Annotated in this window: 21 protein-coding genes; 16 read left to right on the top strand and 5 right to left on the bottom strand. The window is 70.7% G+C overall.

Annotated elements, in window-relative coordinates:
* Nucleotides 1-89: 89 nt before the first annotated feature.
* Both NI26_RS07335 and NI26_RS07330 read left to right on the top strand, forming a co-directional pair.
* Complete coding sequence (locus tag NI26_RS07335; protein WP_066654094.1) at nucleotides 90-629, top strand: hypothetical protein; 540 nt, start codon at nucleotides 90-92, stop codon at nucleotides 627-629.
* A gap of 84 nt (nucleotides 630-713) precedes the next feature.
* Nucleotides 714-1,679, top strand: coding sequence for a hypothetical protein (locus NI26_RS07330; protein WP_200884142.1), 966 nt, complete (start codon nucleotides 714-716; stop codon nucleotides 1,677-1,679).
* Between the two features lie 189 nt (nucleotides 1,680-1,868).
* On the opposite strand, the gene NI26_RS07325 is transcribed toward NI26_RS07330, so the two are convergent.
* Both NI26_RS07325 and NI26_RS07320 read right to left on the bottom strand, forming a co-directional pair.
* Entirely contained in the window at nucleotides 1,869-2,837 is a 969-nt protein-coding gene (locus tag NI26_RS07325; protein ID WP_066654092.1) for a beta-ketoacyl-ACP synthase 3, read from the bottom strand.
* Between the two features lie 137 nt (nucleotides 2,838-2,974).
* A complete protein-coding gene (locus NI26_RS07320; protein ID WP_066654090.1) occupies nucleotides 2,975-3,367 on the bottom strand; it encodes a ChaB family protein in 393 nt (130 codons plus the stop codon).
* A gap of 129 nt (nucleotides 3,368-3,496) precedes the next feature.
* Between NI26_RS07320 and NI26_RS07315 the strand changes: the two genes are divergently transcribed.
* Nucleotides 3,497-4,468, top strand: coding sequence for an aldo/keto reductase (locus NI26_RS07315; RefSeq protein ID WP_066654088.1), 972 nt, complete (start codon nucleotides 3,497-3,499; stop codon nucleotides 4,466-4,468).
* A 202-nt stretch (nucleotides 4,469-4,670) separates the two neighbouring features.
* On the opposite strand, the gene NI26_RS07310 is transcribed toward NI26_RS07315, so the two are convergent.
* Nucleotides 4,671-5,945 (bottom strand): ammonium transporter, encoded by a 1,275-nt coding sequence (locus tag NI26_RS07310; protein WP_066654086.1) that lies wholly within the window; start codon nucleotides 5,943-5,945, stop codon nucleotides 4,671-4,673.
* Between the two features lie 259 nt (nucleotides 5,946-6,204).
* Nucleotides 6,205-7,155 (bottom strand): cell division protein ZapE, encoded by a 951-nt coding sequence (gene zapE, locus NI26_RS07305; protein WP_081985283.1) that lies wholly within the window; start codon nucleotides 7,153-7,155, stop codon nucleotides 6,205-6,207.
* A gap of 191 nt (nucleotides 7,156-7,346) precedes the next feature.
* Between zapE and NI26_RS07300 the strand changes: the two genes are divergently transcribed.
* The 9 genes from NI26_RS07300 (at nucleotide 7,347) to NI26_RS16875 (ending at nucleotide 13,217) form a co-directional block, all read left to right on the top strand.
* Complete coding sequence (locus tag NI26_RS07300; RefSeq protein ID WP_066654084.1) at nucleotides 7,347-8,258, top strand: sulfurtransferase; 912 nt, start codon at nucleotides 7,347-7,349, stop codon at nucleotides 8,256-8,258.
* Nucleotides 8,255-8,704, top strand: coding sequence for a SufE family protein (locus NI26_RS07295; RefSeq protein ID WP_066654083.1), 450 nt, complete (start codon nucleotides 8,255-8,257; stop codon nucleotides 8,702-8,704). Before NI26_RS07300 ends, NI26_RS07295 begins: the two co-directional genes overlap by 4 nt.
* 144 nt (nucleotides 8,705-8,848) lie before the next feature.
* Nucleotides 8,849-9,583, top strand: a complete 735-nt coding sequence (locus NI26_RS07290; RefSeq protein WP_066654082.1) for a hypothetical protein — start codon at nucleotides 8,849-8,851, stop codon at nucleotides 9,581-9,583.
* A gap of 69 nt (nucleotides 9,584-9,652) precedes the next feature.
* Nucleotides 9,653-10,174 (top strand): hypothetical protein, encoded by a 522-nt coding sequence (locus NI26_RS07285; RefSeq protein WP_066654081.1) that lies wholly within the window; start codon nucleotides 9,653-9,655, stop codon nucleotides 10,172-10,174.
* 127 nt (nucleotides 10,175-10,301) lie between these two features.
* Entirely contained in the window at nucleotides 10,302-10,796 is a 495-nt protein-coding gene (locus NI26_RS07280; protein ID WP_158407751.1) for an Imm26 family immunity protein, read from the top strand.
* 33 nt (nucleotides 10,797-10,829) lie between these two features.
* Entirely contained in the window at nucleotides 10,830-11,234 is a 405-nt protein-coding gene (locus tag NI26_RS07275; RefSeq protein WP_066654078.1) for a hypothetical protein, read from the top strand.
* Nucleotides 11,231-12,448 carry a DUF6188 family protein gene (locus NI26_RS07270; RefSeq protein WP_066654077.1) on the top strand — a complete coding sequence of 406 codons (1,218 nt, stop codon included), beginning with the start codon at nucleotides 11,231-11,233 and terminating at the stop codon, nucleotides 12,446-12,448. Before NI26_RS07275 ends, NI26_RS07270 begins: the two co-directional genes overlap by 4 nt.
* Nucleotides 12,449-12,599: 151 nt before the next feature.
* Nucleotides 12,600-12,752, top strand: a complete 153-nt coding sequence (locus tag NI26_RS16880) for a hypothetical protein (RefSeq protein ID WP_158407750.1) — start codon at nucleotides 12,600-12,602, stop codon at nucleotides 12,750-12,752.
* A gap of 312 nt (nucleotides 12,753-13,064) precedes the next feature.
* Nucleotides 13,065-13,217 carry a hypothetical protein gene (locus NI26_RS16875; protein ID WP_158407749.1) on the top strand — a complete coding sequence of 51 codons (153 nt, stop codon included), beginning with the start codon at nucleotides 13,065-13,067 and terminating at the stop codon, nucleotides 13,215-13,217.
* 65 nt (nucleotides 13,218-13,282) lie between these two features.
* Here the strand turns inward: NI26_RS16875 and NI26_RS07265 are convergent, their stop codons facing one another.
* On the bottom strand, nucleotides 13,283-14,506 hold the full coding sequence (locus NI26_RS07265; protein WP_081984827.1) for an alpha/beta hydrolase family protein: 1,224 nt from the start codon (nucleotides 14,504-14,506) through the stop codon (nucleotides 13,283-13,285).
* Between the two features lie 23 nt (nucleotides 14,507-14,529).
* On the opposite strand from NI26_RS07265, the gene NI26_RS07260 reads away from it, so the two are divergent.
* From NI26_RS07260 to NI26_RS07245, 4 genes are all read left to right on the top strand, one after another.
* On the top strand, nucleotides 14,530-15,111 hold the full coding sequence (locus NI26_RS07260) for a DUF3000 domain-containing protein (protein ID WP_066654075.1): 582 nt from the start codon (nucleotides 14,530-14,532) through the stop codon (nucleotides 15,109-15,111).
* A 29-nt stretch (nucleotides 15,112-15,140) separates the two neighbouring features.
* Nucleotides 15,141-16,379: an HRDC domain-containing protein gene (locus NI26_RS07255; protein ID WP_442854642.1), complete on the top strand. Its 1,239-nt coding sequence runs from the start codon at nucleotides 15,141-15,143 to the stop codon at nucleotides 16,377-16,379.
* A 126-nt stretch (nucleotides 16,380-16,505) separates the two neighbouring features.
* The gene (locus NI26_RS07250; protein ID WP_081984825.1) at nucleotides 16,506-17,717 is read left to right on the top strand and encodes a thiolase family protein; all 1,212 of its coding nucleotides are present in this window, start codon (nucleotides 16,506-16,508) and stop codon (nucleotides 17,715-17,717) included.
* Between the two features lie 2 nt (nucleotides 17,718-17,719).
* Nucleotides 17,720-19,858 carry a 3-hydroxyacyl-CoA dehydrogenase NAD-binding domain-containing protein gene (locus tag NI26_RS07245; protein ID WP_066654073.1) on the top strand — a complete coding sequence of 713 codons (2,139 nt, stop codon included), beginning with the start codon at nucleotides 17,720-17,722 and terminating at the stop codon, nucleotides 19,856-19,858.
* Nucleotides 19,859-19,986 lie beyond the last annotated feature (128 nt).

Raw genomic sequence — 19,986 nt, 5'->3', positions numbered from 1 at the left:
CGGAGACCACGACCTACCAGCGGCTTCGGCCGCTGGTCGCGCGTGCTCCTCGCGGAAAGTGGGACGGCACTCCGCCGTACAGCCCGTCGATGTTCGCTGGCGTCGCCGTCGAACCGCTCGTCGACGTCCTGCTGGACATCGCCGCGACCGAACCGCTCTGCACAGCGCTCCCGATCATCGACGCCGCGTTGCACGGCCGTCGGGTGCTCTCGTCGATGCTCTCGGAGACAGCAGGGGCGTCCGCCACTGCGCGCGACAAGGCGGCGGCGGCGCTCGGGATGGGGTCGGCGCTGTCCGACTCCCCGGCGGAGTCGGTGTGCCGGGTGCGCTTCCGACTGCTCGGGACGCCGGAGCCCGTCCAGCAGCACGTCTTCAGCCGCGCGGGAGACCGGACGGCAGTCGTCGACTTCTGGTTCCCGGACCAGGGCGTCGTCGTCGAGGTCGACGGGCGGGCGAAGTACGGCGACGGTGCGGACGCCGCCGCCGCACACTGGCAGGAGAAGCAGCGCGAGGACTTCATCCGGTCGTTCCCCGAGGTCCGCACGGTCGTCCGGGTCGTCTGGGCCGACCTGATGGAACCCGAGCGCTTGCGCGCGAAGCTCCTCCGAGCGGGTGTGCCGTGCCGGTGACGGCGACCTGCACGACCACCGAGCCGGCGCGCGCGGCATGCTGCGAGTGCGGAGCTCCCACCGCGTCGGCGTACGTTCTGCGTCATGGCCCGACAGCACAACGACGGGGCGATCGTGCCGATGCCGCCCGCCCCGGTCCAGTCCGACACCCGCGACGACCGCACCCCCACACCCGAGAACCCCACGGGGTGGACCAAGATGCTCGACCGCGTCATCGCCGTGCAGCGTCCCGTGGTGGTCGCGCACGTCAACGCCGTGCGGCGTCGCCACCCGGATGCGAGCCCCGCCGAGGTCATCCAGATCCTCGAGCGGCAGTACCTCACGGCGGTGACCACGGGCGGCGCTGCCGTGGGAGCGAGTGCGGTGATCCCCGGGGTCGGCATGGCAGCGGCGCTCGGCCTCAGCGGTGCCGAGACGGTCGGCTTCCTCGAGGCCACGGCACTCTTCGCGCAGTCGGTGACCGAGGTGCACGGCATCGCCCTCGAGGACCCGGAACGCTCGCGCACCCTCGTGATGGCCCTCATCCTCGGCGCTCCGGGGACGCAACTCGTCAAGCAGCTCGCCGGTCAGGCCACCGGGGGCCAGGCACGCTCGGCGTTCTGGGGCGAGATGGTGACCGCCTCCCTGCCGAAGCAGGTGGTGAGCGGCATCGGTGGCAAGGTCCGCGACCAGTTCATCAAGCGCTTCGCAGCGCGGCAGGGCGCCTCGGTCCTCGGCCGTGCGCTGCCGTTCGGCATCGGCGCGGCCGTCGGCGGCCTGGGCAACCACGCACTCGGCAAGAAGGTCGTCCAGGCGTCCCGCGAGGGCTTCGGACTGCCACCGCGGCACTTCCCCGTCGTCCTCGAGACGAGGCCGACGAAGCCGACGAAGGAGCGCGGCCGTGGGGCGAAGGACCGAGCGGCCGGCGACGGACGAACGGACGAGAAGGAACGTCGAGCGCTGCCGTGGCGCCGGAAGGAGCGAGACGACGAGGACCTCTGGGCGGACACGCCGCACCGTGACCCCCAGCACGACCGCGAGGTACCCGACGGGCGCGGCGAGCGCGGCTGACGTCGCACGGCTGACGGACGGGAGGCGCGGTGCCAGCGTGCACCGCGCCTCCCGTCCGTGCGCAGTCCGCGTCCGTCGACGGTCAGCGCCGTCGACAGGCTCCGTCCAACAACTGCCGATGCCCGACGTCCGGCGTCCGTCGACTGATGACGCCCGTCGACGGGCCGCCTCGGTCAGCGCGTCACCGGGTCACGAGCGCCGCTTCGGCGTCCGCACCACCTGCCCGGCGTGCGCGAAGCCCCCGCCGAAGCCGAACAGCAGCGCCAGGGTGTCCTCCGGCAGCTCCCCGCGGTGCCACGCCTTCGACAGCCCGAGCGGCACGCTCGCGGCCGAGGTGTTGCCGGACTCGACCACGTCCCGCACGACGTACTTGTCCCCGCCGCCGAGTGCCTCGGCCAGGGGCTCGATGATGCGGAGGTTCGCCTGGTGGAAGGCGAGGACGCCGATGTCGTCGAGCGTCACTCCGGCTGCGTCGACGACCGCGCGGGCGTGTCCCTCGGCCTCCGTGATCGCCCACCGGTAGATCGACCGACCCTGCTGCGTGAAGTACTCGGGGTCGCGCGTGACCAGCACGGCCTCGTTGAGGTGCGGCACGCTCCCCCACGACACGGGTCCGATCTCCGCGGTGTCGGCAGCACCGATCACCACGGCTCCGGCACCGTCGCCGACGAGCACGCAGGTCGAGCGGTCCGTCCAGTCGGCGATGCTGGAAAGGGTCTCGGACCCGATCACGAGGGCGGTGTCCGAGGCGCCGACGCGGATCGACTGGTCGGCGAGGGCCATCGCGTACTCGAAGCCGCTGCACGCCGTGTTGATGTCGATGGGTGCCGGACCGTTCGCCATCCCGAGCGCCGCGGCGACCCGTCCGGCCGTGTACGGCGACCGCTCGCGGTGCGTGGTCGAGGCGACGATCACGAGCCCGATGTCGGAGGGCTCGAGGCCGGCGTCGGCGATGGCCATCCGGCCGGCCTCGATCGCCATCGACACGACGCTGTCGTCGGGGCCCGCGATCCGGCGGGTCCTGATGCCGGTGCGGGTGGTGATCCACTCGTCGTTCGTGTCGACCATCGTCGACAGTTCGTCGTTGGTGAGGACCCGGTCGGGTTGGTGGTGGCCGAAGCCGAGGATCCGGCTGCCACGGAGTGCTGGCGTGTTCACCCGCGGCACGCTACTCCCCTCGGTGCACGGCACATGCCGGGCGGAGCATGCACGAACGAGTCGACAGCCGGTCCGGACGCCGCGCAACCGCGGCCGTCGCCGGCGCGGTCACCCCCACGCAGCCGTGGCCGGCCCGGTCACCGCCGCGCCGCTGCCGTCGCTCGGCCGTTCGCCCGCTTGATCGCCTGGACGAGTTCGTCCTTGTCCATCGTCGAGCGGCCGCTGACGTCGAGGCGCTTCGCGACCTCCATCAGGTGCGCCTTCGAGGCGTTCGCGTCGACGCCGCCCTGGGTCTCCCCGGAGCCGCGCGTGCCCTCCGCGCCGGAGTCCGACGGACCGGAGGAGTCCTTCTCCTCCCAGTGGTCGCCGACCTTCTCGTACTCGTGCTTGACGGCGGCGTAGGCGGTGCGGTGTGCGCGCTCTCCCGGACCGTACGTCTCGTTCGCCGATTCGAGCGTCTCGGCGAAGATGTCCTGCGCGTGCTCCGGCGACCGCTGCAGGGTGCTGGGGATCTCGTCCTTCGCGGGCATGGTGCGTCCTTCCGTGTGGGGTCCGTCGGCCGCACTCCGTGGAGGACGGTTCGTCCCGTTCTACGCCGGGCGCATGACCGGCACCCGCAGGGCCTGGTTCGCACACCCGCACCCGCGTAGACCGGAGGCATGGACTACACACACCTCGGACGGACAGGGCTGTCGGTGTCACGAGCGGTGCTCGGCACGATGAACTTCGGACCGGAGACCAGCGAGGACGACTCGCACGCGATCATGGACCGGGCGCACGAACTCGGCGTGAACTTCTTCGACACCGCCAACGGCTACGGCGGCTCGGTGGGCAAGGGTGCCACCGAGGAGATCATCGGCCGTTGGTTCGCGAAGGGCGGCGGTCGACGCGAGAAGACCGTGCTCGCGACGAAGGTGTACGGCGAGATGACCGACTGGCCGAACGGCGGCAAGCTGAGCGCGCTGAACATCCGGCAGTCGCTCGACGCGAGCCTCCGTCGGCTGCAGACCGACCACGTCGACCTGTACCAGTTCCACCACGTCGACCGGGCGACCCCGTGGGACGAGATCTGGCAGGCGATCGACGTCGCCGTGCAGCAGGGCAAGGTGCTCTACGTCGGCTCGTCGAACTTCGCCGGGTGGCACATCGCGCAGGCGCAGGAGGCAGCCGTACGCCGGGGCAGCCTCGGCCTGGTGAGCGAGCAGTCGATCTACAACCTCGTCGTGCGCGACGTCGAGCGCGAGGTCCTGCCCGCCGCCCGTGAGTACGGCCTCGGGGTCATCCCGTGGTCGCCGTTGCAGGGCGGACTGCTCGGCGGGGTCATCGAGAAGACCGAGAACGGCTCCCGGCGCCTGTCCGGCCGCAGCGCGGAGTACGTCGAGGGACACCGCGACCAGCTCACCGCCTACGAGTCGCTCGCGAAGGAGCTCGGTCACACCCCGGGCGAGCTGGCCCTGGCGTGGCTGCTGCACCAGCCCGGTGTGACGGCGCCGATCACCGGCCCGCGCACGATGGAGCAGTGGGAGTCCGCGGTGCGCGCCGTCGACATCCGACTCGACCAGCGCGCCCTCGACCGGCTCGACGAGATCTTCCCGGGCCACGACACCTCGCCGGAGGACTACGCCTGGTGACCTGACAGCGCGGCGCACCACGCGCCGTGGTCGCGACCACCGGACGGGAGGCGCGGTGCGGGTCCGCCCCGCACCGCGCCTCCCGTCCGTGGCAGGCGCCACGCGCCGTGGTCGCGACCACTGTGACCGGCACCGCACACGACGACGGGCCCCGCGCCTGCTGTGTGCGCGGGGCCCGTCATCCGTGCGGGTGGTGCGGTGTCTAGCGGACCGAGACCGGGGTCTCGTCGCGCTCCTCGTAGAGGACGTAGCCCTCTTCACCGTGGACCGCGGTGTCGATGCCGGCGACCTCGTCCTCGGTCTTCACGCGGAAGCCGATCGTCTTCTCGATGGCGAAGCCGATCACGAAGGCCAGGACGAACGAGTAGACCAGGACGGCTGCGGCGGCGACGGCCTGCTTGCCGAGCTGCTCGAAGGAGCCCGAGTAGATGAGACCGGTGTCGTCGGCGAAGAAGCCGAGGTAGAGCGTGCCGAAGATGCCGCCGACGAGGTGGACGCCCACGACGTCGAGCGAGTCGTCGAAGCCGAGCTTGTACTTGAGGTCGATCGCGAAGCAGCAGACCACACCGGCGAGGAAGCCGAGCAGGATGCCCCAGCCCGGGGTGAGCGCGGCGCAGGCCGGGGTGATCGCGACGAGACCGGCGACGGCACCCGAGGCGGCACCGACGGAGGTGGCCTTGCCGTCCTTGAGCTTCTCGATGAGGAGCCACCCGAGGATCGCGGCGGCCGGAGCGGCGAGCGTGTTCACCCAGGCGAGGGCGGCGATGCCGTCAGCGGCGCCCTCCGAGCCGGCGTTGAAGCCGAACCAGCCGAACCAGAGGATGGCCGCACCGAGGAGCACGAAGGGCGGGTTGTGCGGCTTGTGCGCGCCCTTGGCGAAGCCGACGCGCTTGCCGAGCACGAGCGCCAGGGCGAGACCCGCGGCGCCGGCGTTGATGTGCACCGCGGTGCCACCGGCGAAGTCGATGACGCCCCACGTGGCGAACATGCCCGAGGTGAGGTTGAAGACCCAGGAGGCGACCGGGAAGTAGACGACGGTGACCCAGACGCCGGCGAAGATCATCCACGCGCCGAACTTCGCGCGGTCGGCGATCGCACCGGAGATCAGGGCGACGGTGATGATCGCGAACGTGGCCTGGAAGCCGACGAACGCCATCGACGGGTACGCGGCGTCGATCGTCGAGGCCTTGGCCTCCTCGAACGCCTGGCCGAGGCCGATCTGGTTCCAGTCGATGCTGAAGAACCCGACGATGCCCGCGACGTTCGTGCCCTCGCCGTGGTTCGCGAAGGCGATCGCGTAGCCGTAGAGCACCCAGAGGACGCCGACCAGGGCGATCGCTCCGAAGGACATCATCATCATGCTGATGACGGACTTGGCCTTCACCAGGCCGCCGTAGAAGAAGGCCAGGCCGGGTGTCATGAACAACACCAGCGCCGCCATGATCAACACGAATGCCGTGTTGCCCTGATCAAGCATCTGTTCACCTCTCGCGATTGCAGTGCGGCTCTCGGGACCGCCCTCGGGTGCTGACGAGTCTGGCGAGGCGACGTTTCGCGAGGGAGCACGATGTGTTTCGCGGGTGTAACGCGTGGGGCTCCCGTGTGAACGGTGTGTTTCCGGACACCGGATGACGGGTCCGACACCGCTGACGGGACGCCGCGAGGGCCGGACGGACGCGCGCGTCGGACGGGAGGCCCGTGGCGGTGTCGCCACGGGCCTCCCGTCCGACGGTGGCTCAGTCGGCCGCGCGGGACAGCGCGACCACGCGCGACGCGGCCCGCAGGTACTTCTTGCGGTAGCCGCCGTCGAGCATCGCCTGCGGGTACACCTGGTCGAGCGGCGTACCGGACGCGACGATCCGCACCTGCGCGTCGTAGAGGCGGTCGACGAGCGCCACCCAGCGCAGTGCGTCCGTCTGGTCGGTGAACGCCTGCACGTCGGTCAGCCCGACGGCGTCGAGCCCGTCCACCAGCGCGACGTACTTCGACGGGTGCACGGTCGCCAGGTGGTCCACGACCGCACGGAAGTCGTCGAGCGTCGTCGCACCACCGGGCAGTGCACCGACGACGTCCCCGACCACCCGCGCCGACTCGTCCACGGCCCGACGGCGGTAGTCGAGCCCGTCGATCCGCATCGTCTCGAACCGGTCGGACATCGCCTGGATCTCGCGCAGGAAGTCCTGCGCGGCGAACCGGCCCTCGCCAAGCGCACCGGGCGGGGTGTTCGACGTCGCCGCGAAACGCGTGCCCGACTCGGACAGCTCCTTGATGAGTCGGGTCATCACCATCGTGTCGCCCGGGTCGTCGAGCTCGAACTCGTCGATGCACACCAGGGACGTCCCACGGAGCAGGTCGACCGTGCCCTGGAACCCGAGCGCGCCGACGAGCGCGGTGTACTCGATGAACGTACCGAACGTCTTCCGCGACGGCTCCGCGTGGTAGGCCGCGGCGAGCAGGTGCGTCTTGCCGACACCGAACCCGCCGTCGAGGTACACGCCGGAGCGCGCCGGCTGGACCGGCTCGCGGCGGCGGCCGAACAGTCCGCGCCGCGCTGGCTCCGGCCGCGTCGCGACGAAGGCCTCGACCGCGTCGCGCACCGCCGCCTGCGACGGGTACTCGGGGTCCGGCCGGTAGCTGGCGAACGACGCGTCGGCGAACTGCGGCGGCGGGACGAGCGCGGCGGCCATCTGCTGCGGCGTCACCTGCGGATCACGGTCGACGAGGTGTGCAGGCAAGTGTGGCCCCTCCGGGAAGCATGTCGTGCGGTGTCACGTTGCAGGTGGCGGTCGGTACGTCCGCGTACCGTTGCCCGCGGGCACCGAGGACCGATCCTATGCCTCGCCCGCCCCGCTCGTCCCGCAGCCTGGAGGTACCCCCGATGACCGCACCGGTCGACCCGTCCGAGAAGTTCGCCGCCTACGCCCACCCCGAGCGCCTGGTGTCGACCGAGTGGCTCCAGGAGCAGCTCGACGCCGGTGCCGGGTCCCCCGACCTCGTGGTCGTCGAGTCCGACGAGGACGTCCTGCTCTACGAGACGGGCCACGTCCCCGGCGCGGTGAAGATCGACTGGCACACCGACCTCAACGACCCCGTCCAGCGCGACTACATCGACGGCGAGGCCTTCGCCCGGCTCGTCGGCGGCAAGGGCATCGGCCGCGACACCACCGTCGTCATCTACGGCGACAAGAACAACTGGTGGGCCGCGTACGCCCTCTGGGTGTTCACGCTGTTCGGCCACGAGGACGTCCGGCTGCTCGACGGTGGCCGGGCGAAGTGGATCGCCGAGGACCGCGCGGTCACGACCGACCGTACCGAGGTCACCCCGGTCGAGTACCCCGTCGTGGAGCGCCGCGACGAACAGGTCCGCGCCTTCAAGGAGGACGTGCTCGAGCACCTCGGCAAGCCGCTCATCGACGTGCGCAGCGCCCCCGAGTACTCCGGCGAGCGCACCACGGCCCCGGACTACCCGGAGGAGGGCGCCCTGCGCGCCGGACACGTCCCGACCGCCGTGAACATCCCCTGGGCCACCGCGGCCGCTCCCGACGGCACGTTCAAGAGCCGGCAGGAACTGGACGCCGTCTACCGCGACGGCGCCGGCATCGGGGGCGCCGACGAGGTCATCGCCTACTGCCGCATCGGCGAGCGCTCGAGCCACACCTGGTTCGTGCTGCAGCACCTGCTCGGCTACGACAACGTCCGCAACTACGACGGTTCGTGGACCGAGTGGGGCAGCGCCGTGCGCGTCCCGATCGCCACGGGCACCGAGCCGGGTACCGTTCCCACCCGATGAGCACCGAACTCCCCCGTCCCCTCGCCGAGATCCGCGACGACTTCCTCGAACTCTCGCAGCAGGACCGCCTCCAGCTGCTCCTCGAGTTCTCCGACGAGCTCCCCGCGCTGCCCGAGCGGCTGCAGGGGCACGAGGACGAGCTCGAGCGGGTCGAGGAGTGCCAGTCCCCCGTCTTCATCACCGTCACCGTGGGTGCCGAAGGTGATGCGCCGGACGTGGTCCGGATGCACGCGGCGGCGCCCCGTGAGGCACCGACCACCCGTGGCTTCGCGTCGATCCTGGCGCAGGGACTGTCCGGGTTGTCCGCACCCGAGGTCCTGGCGGTTCCGGTGGACTACCCGCTGACGCTCGGGCTCACCGAGGCGGTCAGCCCGCTGCGGATCCGGGGCATGGTGGGCATGCTCGGTCGGGTGCAGCGGCAGGTGCAGGCGGCCGTCGCCGCCTGAGACCGAGCTGACCGACGGACGGGAGGCGCGTGGCGGGTCCGCCACGCGCCTCCCGTCCGTTCGATGGTCGCGTACGACATTTCTTCCGATGGTCATCCGCGCTCCTCCCGTGCCAAGATCGAGGTGTCATCGGGGGGAGACGACATGGCGAAGGTCCACGGCAACGATCCAACGGGGTACTCGTACGGCGACGCCGACGCACTGACGACCGCGGCGCGCAACCTGGCGTCCGCGATCAACGGACAGACTGCGACGCGTGCCGCTGCGGTGACGAGCGCGGGACGCGAGTTCCGCGGGTACTTCTCGCAGGTGTTCGCCGACAACGCCGGCATCGCCTCCCGCAGCGCGAGCAAGCTCTCGGACGCGCTGTCGTCCCTGGTCGGCTTCGTCGACGAGCTGCGCGAGGCGGCGAAGCAGGAGGACCGACGACGGGCCGACGCCAAGGCGTGGGAGGCACGGAAGCGCGAGCGCGAGGAGAACTTCTTCGTCGGTGCCGCGCACGAGGTGTCGACGTGGTTCGGCGCCGAGGACGACCCGAAGCCCCCGGAACCCGAGCCGGAGCCCCAGCTCCAGGCCGATGCGGTCTCGGTCCGCAGTCGCACGATCCCGGCGGGCGGTGGCGGCAGCGGGGGCACGTCGTCGGCGGTGCCGGCCGATCTCCGATCGTTCGCCTCGAGCACCCGTGGTGCCGACGACTCCCTGTCCGGCGCGGTGTCGTCGTTCCGCAACGCCCTGGCCGACTACGAGTCGGGGTGCAACACGTGCTGGGGCACGCTGCACGCACAGTCCCTCGTGACGGCGGTGCAGGACTGGCTCACGGACAACGGACACGACGCCTCGTGGGCGTCTCGGCGGTCCGACCAACAAGGGCAATCCTGATGGGTTGCTCGAGAACAAACGACACCAGATGCGCGAGGCGCGCTACCAAGCAGCAGGAGGGGATCCGTATTGAGTGCTTCGAAGGACGTCCTGGAGGTCAGGGTCAGCGACGTCTTCAGTGTGAAGATTGACGACGATCGCGCCTATGTCGGTCAAGTTCTGCATGTCGGCGAGGGTGCGGTCTTCGTCGTTGTCTTCGACCACCTCGTTCGGCATCCGGTCGCGATCCCCGATGCGCTCGCCGCGCTGATGCACCCGCCGATCGTGGCCAGTTGGACCCACGACGCGCGATTCCGGCCGGGAATGTGGGAAGTGGTCACCCAGGCGCAGACCGACAATCGGCGGTATCTGCCCGCTTCCACCTGGGGGCTGCCAGAAACCGGGGGCGTCCGACTTACGAGCTTCGATGAGACGAGGACCCGCGCGGCGACCGCCGAAGAAGCCGCTACCATCCCTCCGAGAACGACGCGATCGCCCATGCTCATCGAGAAGTTCCTGATGATGGCTGCCGGTGTGGCACCCAGAAATCCCGCTCTCGAGAAGGTGCGCTGGGTGCCGATGCCATCATCGTCGGAACTCTTCCCGGACTGAGTTCGGCTTGTACCGGGGCCAGCGTCAACGTCTCGCGATCGCCTCGCCAATGGTACTGGAGAGGGCTTTCGAGGCTCACCACAGCATCGGTCGCTTGATGTTGAACAATGCGAGGAGCGTCTCCGACGTGTCCATCGGCGACGTGTTCACGATTCCCGTCGACGACCAGCGCCGCTCGGCCGGCCAGGTCGTAAGCGAGTACATATCTGCTCTCTACGTCATCATCCTCGACCGAATCTTCGGAACTGACGAGGACCCGTCGCTCAGACTCGACGATCTGACGGGGTCGGAACCGCTGTTTTCCCGGCTGATCTTCGACTCCCGATTTCGACCAGGAATGTGGGAGATGATCGGACACGCTGCCGCCGACTCTGAGCGGTATCTGCCTGCCTTCACCTACGGGGCTGCCGAACTCGATGGCGTCAAGATCACGAATTTCAGCGGCTCCGAGGTTCGGCATGCGACAGAATCCGAGTCGAAGGAGATTCCCCGTCGCGCGATCGACTCGCCGCTGATCTTGGAGAAAGCCATCCAGGCACATCACGGCATCCGTCGCTGGCTTCCGGCTTTCGAAGAAGTTCGGCACCGACCGGGGATAGCGTCGGCGAAGCTGTTCGATTGATCGTGTATCTCAGCATCAGACCGGAGTTCTGACATGCAAGAAGTGTTCTTCCTCTCGTCCATGGACAGCCTGCGGTTCTCGTCCGTCTTCCGGTGCGAGGTCGAACGACCGGTCGAGCTCCCGAACGGTCGTCATGCGCTGATGGTCAGCTGCGATCCACCCGTCCACGGTCAGGAGCTCGGTCACCCGCTCGGCATCAGCGAGTTGTTGCTGTGGAGTCGGTTCGAGGACGAAGACCTCTGGACGTTCCCCGCCTTCCCGCACTTCGTGCAGATCTGTCTGCCTGACGTCGACCAGCCTGCCCATGACTCGCCTGCGAGCATCGCCTGGGGTGAGATCTACAAGACTGAGGCGGACGCGCGGATGCACGAGCTGGCCGCTCAACCTTCTGAGCGAGCACGCACGAATCCGGACCGCCCGCGGAAGAGCGAACGATGAGCGAACTGGCCATCGAGGACGTCCCCCTGCTCCTCGTCGGAGAGACGATCGACGCCATCTGGGTCGACCACGCGCTCCGACTCCTGCTCTCGAACGGCGCCACCGTCATCCTCGAGTGTCCGTTCTCCCTTGGTGGGTCACCGGACACCGCAACGATGATCGATCCGGAGGGCGACAAGTCGGGGCTGGTGCCGGCTCTCCGCCTGCACACGCTCGTGGTCACCGAGGCGCACGCCACGGGCTCGACGCTGTCGATGACGTTCTCCGACGGCTCGCGTCTGACCGCCGGACCGCACCCCGAGTTCGAGTCGTGGCACTACATCGGACCGGAGACGCCCCCGACCAGGATCATCATCATGCCGGGCGGGGGCCCTGCCATCTGGCTTCACCACCCAGAGACCGAAAGCGGCCTTCTGTCCTTCCGGACACGGCCGTCGGACGAACACCTGCTCCCCGCGTTCCACGACGTCTTCACATCGCTGACCGTCCCACCGCTCCGGTGGCTCGTCACCGATCTCGACATCGTCGTGCGCTCGGGATCGACGGTGAACGTGCACGAGTGGGACCGTCGTCTCAGAGCAGCACCGCCACCTGGCCTGTGGTTCTCACACGACGAGATGCTGACGCTCGTCCGTGACAACGACCAGCTGATCGACGGCGAGTTCTTCGGCGTCCCGTTCGGCGCCGCGGCTGACCCGGCCCGGGCGGTCCTCCGCATCGACTTCTTCCACAGCGGCGAGGCCTCCGTGGTCCTGGATCCCTCGGTCATCGGCGTCTCGGAAGCGTTCGAGCGGCTGTTCGGTCCGGAGGTCGCGGTACCCTCGATCGGCACTCGAGACGCTGACCTCGCCGCGTACCGCGTCCAGTCGCTCCTGCTCGCGTTCCTCGACACGCTCCCCGCGCCGGGAGCGGCGGAACTCCGACAGCAGGCCGAGGCGGTGCGAGCCGTCCAGGAGACAGCTCCGAGGATCTGGGACGTCGTGCTCGCGGAGACACCCCGAGCCGACTTGCCCGACGGTCGTCTGCCGGGATCGCTGGCCTACCGCACGGACGAGGCACCGCTCGCGGGTGAAGTCCTCGTGTGGATGCTCGACGGCCGGATCGACTCCTTCGAGCTCCCGTGGTTCACGACGGAGATGCCGGCCGAACTCCCCCGGCCGGACCAGCTCATCCGCGCCGCGGACGAGGGCGACGGAGGTCACGGTGTCCGGTAGTCGGCACGGCCACAGCCGACACGCTCCGGCTGCTCCCCGCATCCTCGTGGAGGCATGACGTGACGACCTCCGGCACGAGCGTGCCACTGCTCCGCCTGACCCTCCCCAGACGCCTCGACGTCCCACCCGAGCCCACGAGATCCTGGACGCCGTGCCGGACGACGCGGACGTGCTCGGGTACGACGCCCCTGCCGCCGCGATCGCCCGCGCACTCCGCCGGAGCAGACGAGCGGGGACGCCCCGCGACGATGCCCTCGTGACGCCCCTCGACGAGCTCGGGCACGACCCGGTGCTGGTCCGGTAGGTCGACCTCGGCGACGAGGTCCTCACGGTCCTGCTCCGGGCGTCGGACGGCGCGTTCCTGTCCGCTACGGTCACCGACCGTACCGCCGGGGTCGAGACCATCAGCGCCGCTGAACTCGCGACGCTGCTCGCCGCGACCGCGGCACCCGGCGCGGACCGGGCCCTCGAACTCGTCCGACTCCTCGCGCCCGACGACCGCATCAGACTCGTCGAGCAGGGCGCTCGAACGACCGCGGAGACGTTCGCGACCAAGTACGGTCTGCCCGCCGAGCGGGGGTTCACGGTCCTCGACCTCGAGTCCTTCGTCGCCGCAGTGGCACGCTTCGACGCTGACGACCTCCCCTTCTGCGCTCTCGACGCTCCCGGAGTGGTCGCGACCGTCGCGTTCACACCGGACCGCGCCGCGGTCCTCGCGACGACGATCGCGCGACGTCTGCCGCACGACCAGGACGACGACCGACCCTGACCCAGGACGGCCGGGAGGCACGGTGCCAGCTGGCACCGTGCCTCCCGTCCGACGATCGTTCGCGTCTACCGCGCGCTCGTCGCGTCCGTCGGTTGCACCACCTCGGTGAGCCACGCGAGGATCCGTGCGTCGAACCAGTCGGCGTCGTGGTTCCAGAGCTTCGTGTGCCGCGCGGTCGTCTGCACCTCGAGCCGGACGATGTCCGGCCGGACCCGCGCCAGTTCGTGCGACGCCGATGACGGCACGAACCCGTCGTCGTCGCTGTGCAGGATGAGGATCGGCACGTCGAGCTCGTCAGCTCGGGCGACCATGTCGAGTTCCCGGAGGTCCACCGGGTGGTGCAGCCCGGCGACGTGGTGCAGCACGGGCGTCCGGAGGATGCGCTGGGCGACCTTGCGCACCGGGCGCGGGAGCTTCAGGACACGGCTCTGCGACTCGAGCACCGCGTGCCAGTCGACGACCGGCGACTCGAGCACGATCCCGTCGACGAGCCCGGCGAACCGCGACCGCACGAGGGTCTGCAGGACGACCGCACCGCCCATCGACCATCCCATGAGCACGACGCTCCGGGCCTGCTGCGCGGTGAGCCAGCGGAGCACGCCGTCGACGTCCTCCCACTCGGTGCTGCCGAGGCCGTAGCGTCCGTCCTCGCTGCGCGGGGCGACGCCGTCGTTCCGCCACGAGGCGAGGACGACCGAGTAGCCGGCGGCGCGGAAGACCGGGACGGCGCGGATGGTCTCGGCGCGGGTGACCCCGCGACCGTGCACGAGCACGGCCCAGGGCGCGTCGGGGTCGTCGGCGCGGACGACCCACGCCGGCGCGGCGCCGTTCGGTGTCGGGATGTCGACGTCCTCGACGGGCACGTCGAGCTCGCCTGGCGTGAGGTAGAACCACCCGCCCCAGCGCCCGCGCCGAGCCGCGGTCGGGTCGCCGGCGTCGATCGCGATGATGCGACGCGTGACCGTGGTGTCGGTGGTGCCGAGCACCTCACCGACGCGCAGGTGCCCGGTACCGCCGCCGAACCACAGGCTGTAGCGCCCCTGCAGCTCGGTGTCGGCGGTCCGTTCGAGCGTCACGGTCATCCGACCGGTGTCGACCGCGTGGATCGGGACACGCTCGACGCGCTTCCGGTCGGGCGTGACGACCGCTCGGGCGACGGCGGCGACGAAGCCGCCGATGACCGCGGTGGTGACCGCAGCGGCCGCGATGCCCGCGCCGAGCGCGACGACCCCGGCCGATCGTGCGGTCTCCTGGGTCACGTCCTCGGCGGGTCGCGCTGATCGGGACATGGTCCGGAGCCTAGTCTGCAAGCGTGTCCGAATCCCGAGAGCCCGAGGCCTTCGAACGCCTGCGCGCGTTCGTCGCACCGGGCCGGACCCGCACCGAGACGACCGTCACCGAGATCCCCTCGCCGTCACGCATCGCACCGCACTCGATCGCCCTCGCGGCGGACGTGTCGGGCGCCGTGCACGGCATCGACTCCGACCTCGGGACCGGCCGCTTCATCGCCCTGTACGACCCCGCAGAACCGGAGGGCTGGGGCGGCGCGTTCCGCGTCGTGACCTTCGCCCAGGCACCGCTCGAACCGGAGATCGGCGTCGACGAGTTCGTCGCCGACGTGACGTGGAGCTGGCTCGTCGACGCGCTCGCTGCCCACGGTGCGACGTACGACCGGGCGTCGGGCACGGCGACCAAGATCATCTCGCGCGGCTACGGCGACCTCGCGGCCCAGGGCGACGGCGCACAGCTCGAGCTCCGGGCCTCGTGGACGCCCCGCGACGAGGACCTGACCGCGCACGTCGAGGCCTGGGAGGAGATCGTCGCGATGCTCGCGGGGCTCCCTCCGGCGTCCGACGGCGTGACCCTGCTGGCTCCGAGGAGGACCACGAAGTGACCGACCCCGCCAGCCAGGCCCGCGACGCCGTGTCGGGCGCCTCGGCCGACCCCGCGTTCGAGGACGCGCACGCCACCGTGCGCGTGATCGAGGACCGCGACGAGTACCTGCAGGCGGTCGACGCGATCGCCGCCGGACACGGCCCGGTCGCGGTCGACGCGGAGCGTGCGAGCGGCTACCGGTACTCGCAGCGCGCCTACCTCATCCAGGTCTTCCGCCGCGGTGCGGGCGCCTTCCTGTTCGACCCGATCGCGATCGGTGACTTCGCGGAACTGCAGGCCGCGATCGTCGACGAGGAGTGGCTGTTCCACGCCGCCTCGCAGGACCTGCCCTGCCTGCAGGAGGTCGGCCTCGTCCCGACCCGCATCTTCGACACCGAGCTCGGTGCCCGCATCGCCGGGTTCCCCCGTGTCGGTCTCGGCGCGGTGGTCGAGCAGCTCCTCGGCATCACGCTCGCCAAGGCCCACTCCGCCGCCGACTGGTCGACGCGTCCGCTCCCCCAGGCCTGGCTCGTCTACGCCGCGCTCGACGTCGAGCTGCTCCCCGACCTACGCGACGCCCTCGCCGCGGTGCTCGACGCCGCCGGCAAGTCGCGGATCGCCGCCGAGGAGTTCGCCGCCGTCCTGACCCGCGCCCCGAAGCCCCCGAAGGCCGAGCCGTGGCGTCGCCTGTCCGGCATGCACGCGCTCCGCGGCGCCCGGGCCCTCGCGATCGCCCGGTCGCTCTGGACCGCACGCGACGCCTACGCCCGCCAGGTCGACACCGCCCCGGGTCGCATCGTGCCCGACTCGGCCATCGTCGCCGCAGCGGCGGCGAACCCGACCTCGAAGGCCGAGCTGGGTGCCGTGAAGGCCTTCACCGGCCGAGCGAGCCGGTCGGAACTCGACCGCTGGTGGGCCGCCGTCGAGGAGGGGCGCACGACCGAGGACCTGCCGAAGCTCCGCGGCACCGGCGAGGCCACGCTCCCGCCGCCCCGCGCGTGGGCGGACCGCAACCCCGAGGCCGACCGCCGCTACAAGGCCGCTCGCGCCGCCGTCGTCGCGCGTGCCGAGGAGCTCGACGTCCCCGTCGAGAACCTGCTCACCCCGGAGACCCTCCGGGTGGTGTCCTGGGAACCGCCGACACCGATCGCGACCGAGACCGTCGGAGCCGCCCTTGCCGGGCACGACGCCCGCCCGTGGCAGGTCGAGGAGACGGCGTCGATCATCGCGCACGCCTTTGTCGACGCCGCACAGCAGCCTGCTGCCGAGAGCAACACCGGCTCGTAGGAACACCCCAACCGGCATGCGCTCGCCCAGGCGGCGGGCATAGCGTCGGTACCGTCGCCGGGCTCGGCCCGGCCGGTCGGGGCGGAACGTGCCCCGACTCGATCGAAGAGGATCTGGAGGCCCGGATTGGCCAGAGCAGCAGACGTCGTGTTCGTGGACGGTGTGCGCACACCGTTCGGACGAGCCGGTGAGAAGGGGGTGTTCTGGAAGACCCGCGCCGACGACCTCGCGGTCCACGCGATGCGCGGTCTGCTCGACCGGAACAGCCAGCTCGACGGCGCGGCGGTCGACGACGTCGCCGTGGCCGCCACCACCCAGCAGGGCGACCAGGGCCTGACCCTCGGCCGCACGGTCGGCATGCTCGCCGGGCTGCCGAAGTCGGTCCCGGGCTACGCCATCGACCGCATGTGCGCCGGTGCCATGACGAGCGTCACCACGCTCGCCGGCGCGATCGCCTTCGGCGCCGCCGACGTCGCCATCGCCGGCGGCGTCGAGCACATGGGCCGCCACCCGATGGGCTTCGGCGCCGACGTGAACCCGCGCTTCGTCGCGGAGCGCATGGTCGCGACCGACGCGCTGGTCATGGGCAGCACCGCCGAGCGACTGCACGACCGCTTCCCCGCCATCACGAAGGACCGCACGGACGCCTTCGCGGTCCAGTCGCAGCAGCGCTACGCCGCCGCGTGGGCTGCCGGCAAGCTGCAGCCCGACGTGGTCCCGGTCGAGGTGAACACCGGCGAGGGCTGGGACATCGTCACGGCGGACGAGCCGCCGCGTCCCGGCACCACCCTGGAGGCCCTGGCTGCGCTGCGCACACCGTTCCGGCCCCACGGACGGGTCACCGCCGGCAACGCGGCCGGTCTCAACGACGGTGCCACCATGAGCCTCCTCGCCTCCGAGGACGGCGCGAAGCAGCACGGCCTGCCGACGAAGATGCGCATGGTCTCGTTCGCCTTCGCGGGCGTCGAGCCGGAGGTGATGGGCGTCGGACCCGTCCCCGCGACCGACAAGGCGCTGCGCAAGGCGGGGCTGACGATCGACGACATCGGCCTCTTCGAGATCAACGAGGCGTTCGCCGTCCAGGTGCTCGCCTTCCTCGACAACTACGGCATCGCCCAGGACTCCGCGAACGTCAATGCCTGGGGCGGCGCGATCGCCGTCGGGCACCCGCTCGCGTCGAGCGGCGTCCGGCTCATGAACCAGCTCGCGGCCCAGTTCGCCGAGCGGCCGGACGTCCGGTACGGCATCACGACGATGTGCATCGGCCTCGGCCAGGGCGGCACCGTCATCTGGGAGAACCCGAACTTCAGCAAGAGCGCGGCACGGAAGGCGGCCTGACGATGACCACCACCCCGATCGACCAGCTGACCGAGCTCAGCGCCGACGAGGTCGTCACCCACTCGTACGTCAAGCACGTGCCGCTGCCGTCCGGTGGCACGCTCGCCCTCGTCACGCTCGACAACGGCAAGGACTACAAGCGCCCGTCGACCCTCGGCCCGCGCACCATGCGCGAGCTGTCCGACGTGCTCGACACGCTGCGCGCAGCGGCCTCCGCCGGGAGCATCCAGGCGGTCGCGATCACCGGCAAGGAGTACTGCTTCGCCGCCGGCGCCGACCTGTCGCAGGCGGCAGCGCTCCCCTCGCGCGAGGTCGCCCACGAGCTCGGCGCCCTGGGACACGCGACGCTCCGCAAGCTCTCCGACCTCGGTGTGCCGTCGTTCGCCTTCGTGAACGGCATCGCGCTCGGTGGTGGGCTCGAGATCGCCCTGCACTGCACCTACCGCGTGTTCTCCTCGGCGGCGCAGGGCATCGGGCTGCCCGAGGTCTTCCTCGGCATCATCCCCGGCTGGGGTGGGGCCACGCTGCTCCCCCGCCTGATCGGTCCCGAGAAGGCGCTCCGCGTCATCGTGGAGAACCCGCTCAAGAACAACCGGCTCATGGACGGCAAGGCCGCCGTCGAGCTCGGCATCGGCGACGCGCTCATCCCCTCCGTGACCTTCCTGCCGTCCGCGGTCGCGTGGGCCGACGGGGTCGTCAGCGGCCGCACGAAGGTCAAGCGCGCGAACGAGCCCGGCATGCTCGAGAAGGCCGCCTGGGGCACCGTGGTCAAGGTGGCGCGACAGCAGGTGGCCTCGAAGATCGGAACCGTCCCGAAGTCGCCCTTCCGTGCGCTCGACCTCGTCGCCGCAGCGAAGTCGGGCTCGCTCGACGACCGGTTCGCCGACGAGGACGACGCCCTCGCCGACCTGCTCGCCGGTGACCAGTTCGCCGCGTCGATGTACGCGTTCGACCTCGTGCAGAAGCGCGCGAAGAAGCCCGTCGGCGCTCCCGAGGGCGTCGAGGCGAAGAAGATCACGAAGGTCGGCGTCCTCGGCGCCGGGCTGATGGCGTCGCAGTTCGCGCTGCTGTTCGCCCGCCGTCTCGGCGTCCCGGTCGTCATCACCGACGTCGACCAGGCCCGTGTGGACGCCGGGGTCGCGCGCATCGCCGGTGAGGTCGAGAAGCTCCGCGAGAAGGGCCGCATCTCCCCCGACGACGCGAACCGCATCACGGCGCTCGTCAGCGGGTCGGTGTCGTACGACGCGTTCGCCGACGCCGACTGGGTGATCGAGGCCGTCTTCGAGGAGATGTCGGTCAAGCAGGACGTCTTCCGGAAGATCGAGCAGGTCATCGCGCCCGACGCGATCCTGGCGACGAACACCTCGTCGTTGTCGGTCGACGAGATGGCGTCGGTGCTCGAGCACCCGGAGCGCCTCGTCGGCTTCCACTTCTTCAACCCGGTGGCCGTGATGCCGCTGCTCGAGGTGGTGCGGGCCGACGAGACCTCGGACGAAGCGCTCGTCACCGCACTCACGGTCGCGAAGACCCTGAAGAAGACCGCGATCATCACCGCCGACCAGCCGGGCTTCGTCGTCAACCGCGTGCTCGCTCGGGTGCTCGGCGAGGCGATGCGCGGCGTCGAGGAGGGCACGCCCTTCGAGATCGTCGCCGAGGGTGCTGCGCCGCTCGGCCTGCCGATGTCGCCGTTCGAGCTGCTCGAGCTCGTCGGCCTGCCCGTCGGTGCGCACGTGCTCGACTCGCACCACGCGGCGTGGCCGGAGCGCTTCTACCCCGGTGACGGCCTGAAGCGGATCGCGGAGCACGGCACGATCCTGACCCGCGACAAGAAGGGCACCGCCACCGGGTACGACCCCGCCGCCGTGAAGCTCGTCGCACCGTCGAAGAAGGACGCGAAGCCGGTCGACGCGGCGACGATGCAGCAGCGGTTCGAGGACGCCCTGGCGGACGAGGTGCACCGCATGCTCGAGGACCACGTCGTCGAGCACGTCGAGGAGATCGACCTCGGTCTGATCCTCGGCGCCGGCTACCCGTTCCAGGCCGGTGGCATCAGCCCCTACCTCGACCGCTCCGGCGCCTCGGAGCGCGTCTTCGGCGGCACGTTCCACACCCCGGCGATCGTCGGCCCCGCCTCGCGCTAGCCGACTCGAACCACTCCGCACAACCGGAAGCACCTCGCGCCACGGGAACCCGTGGCGCGAGGTGCTTCCGGTTGTGCTGTGGCACGCCGAACCACGCGCCGGCAGGCCGGCACCGAACCACGCGCCGG

Source organism: Curtobacterium sp. MR_MD2014 (genome assembly GCF_000772085.1).
Taxonomy (GTDB): domain Bacteria; phylum Actinomycetota; class Actinomycetes; order Actinomycetales; family Microbacteriaceae; genus Curtobacterium.
The sequence above is the reverse complement of the archived record's forward strand: the minus strand, read 5'-3'. Positions and strand labels throughout refer to the sequence as shown.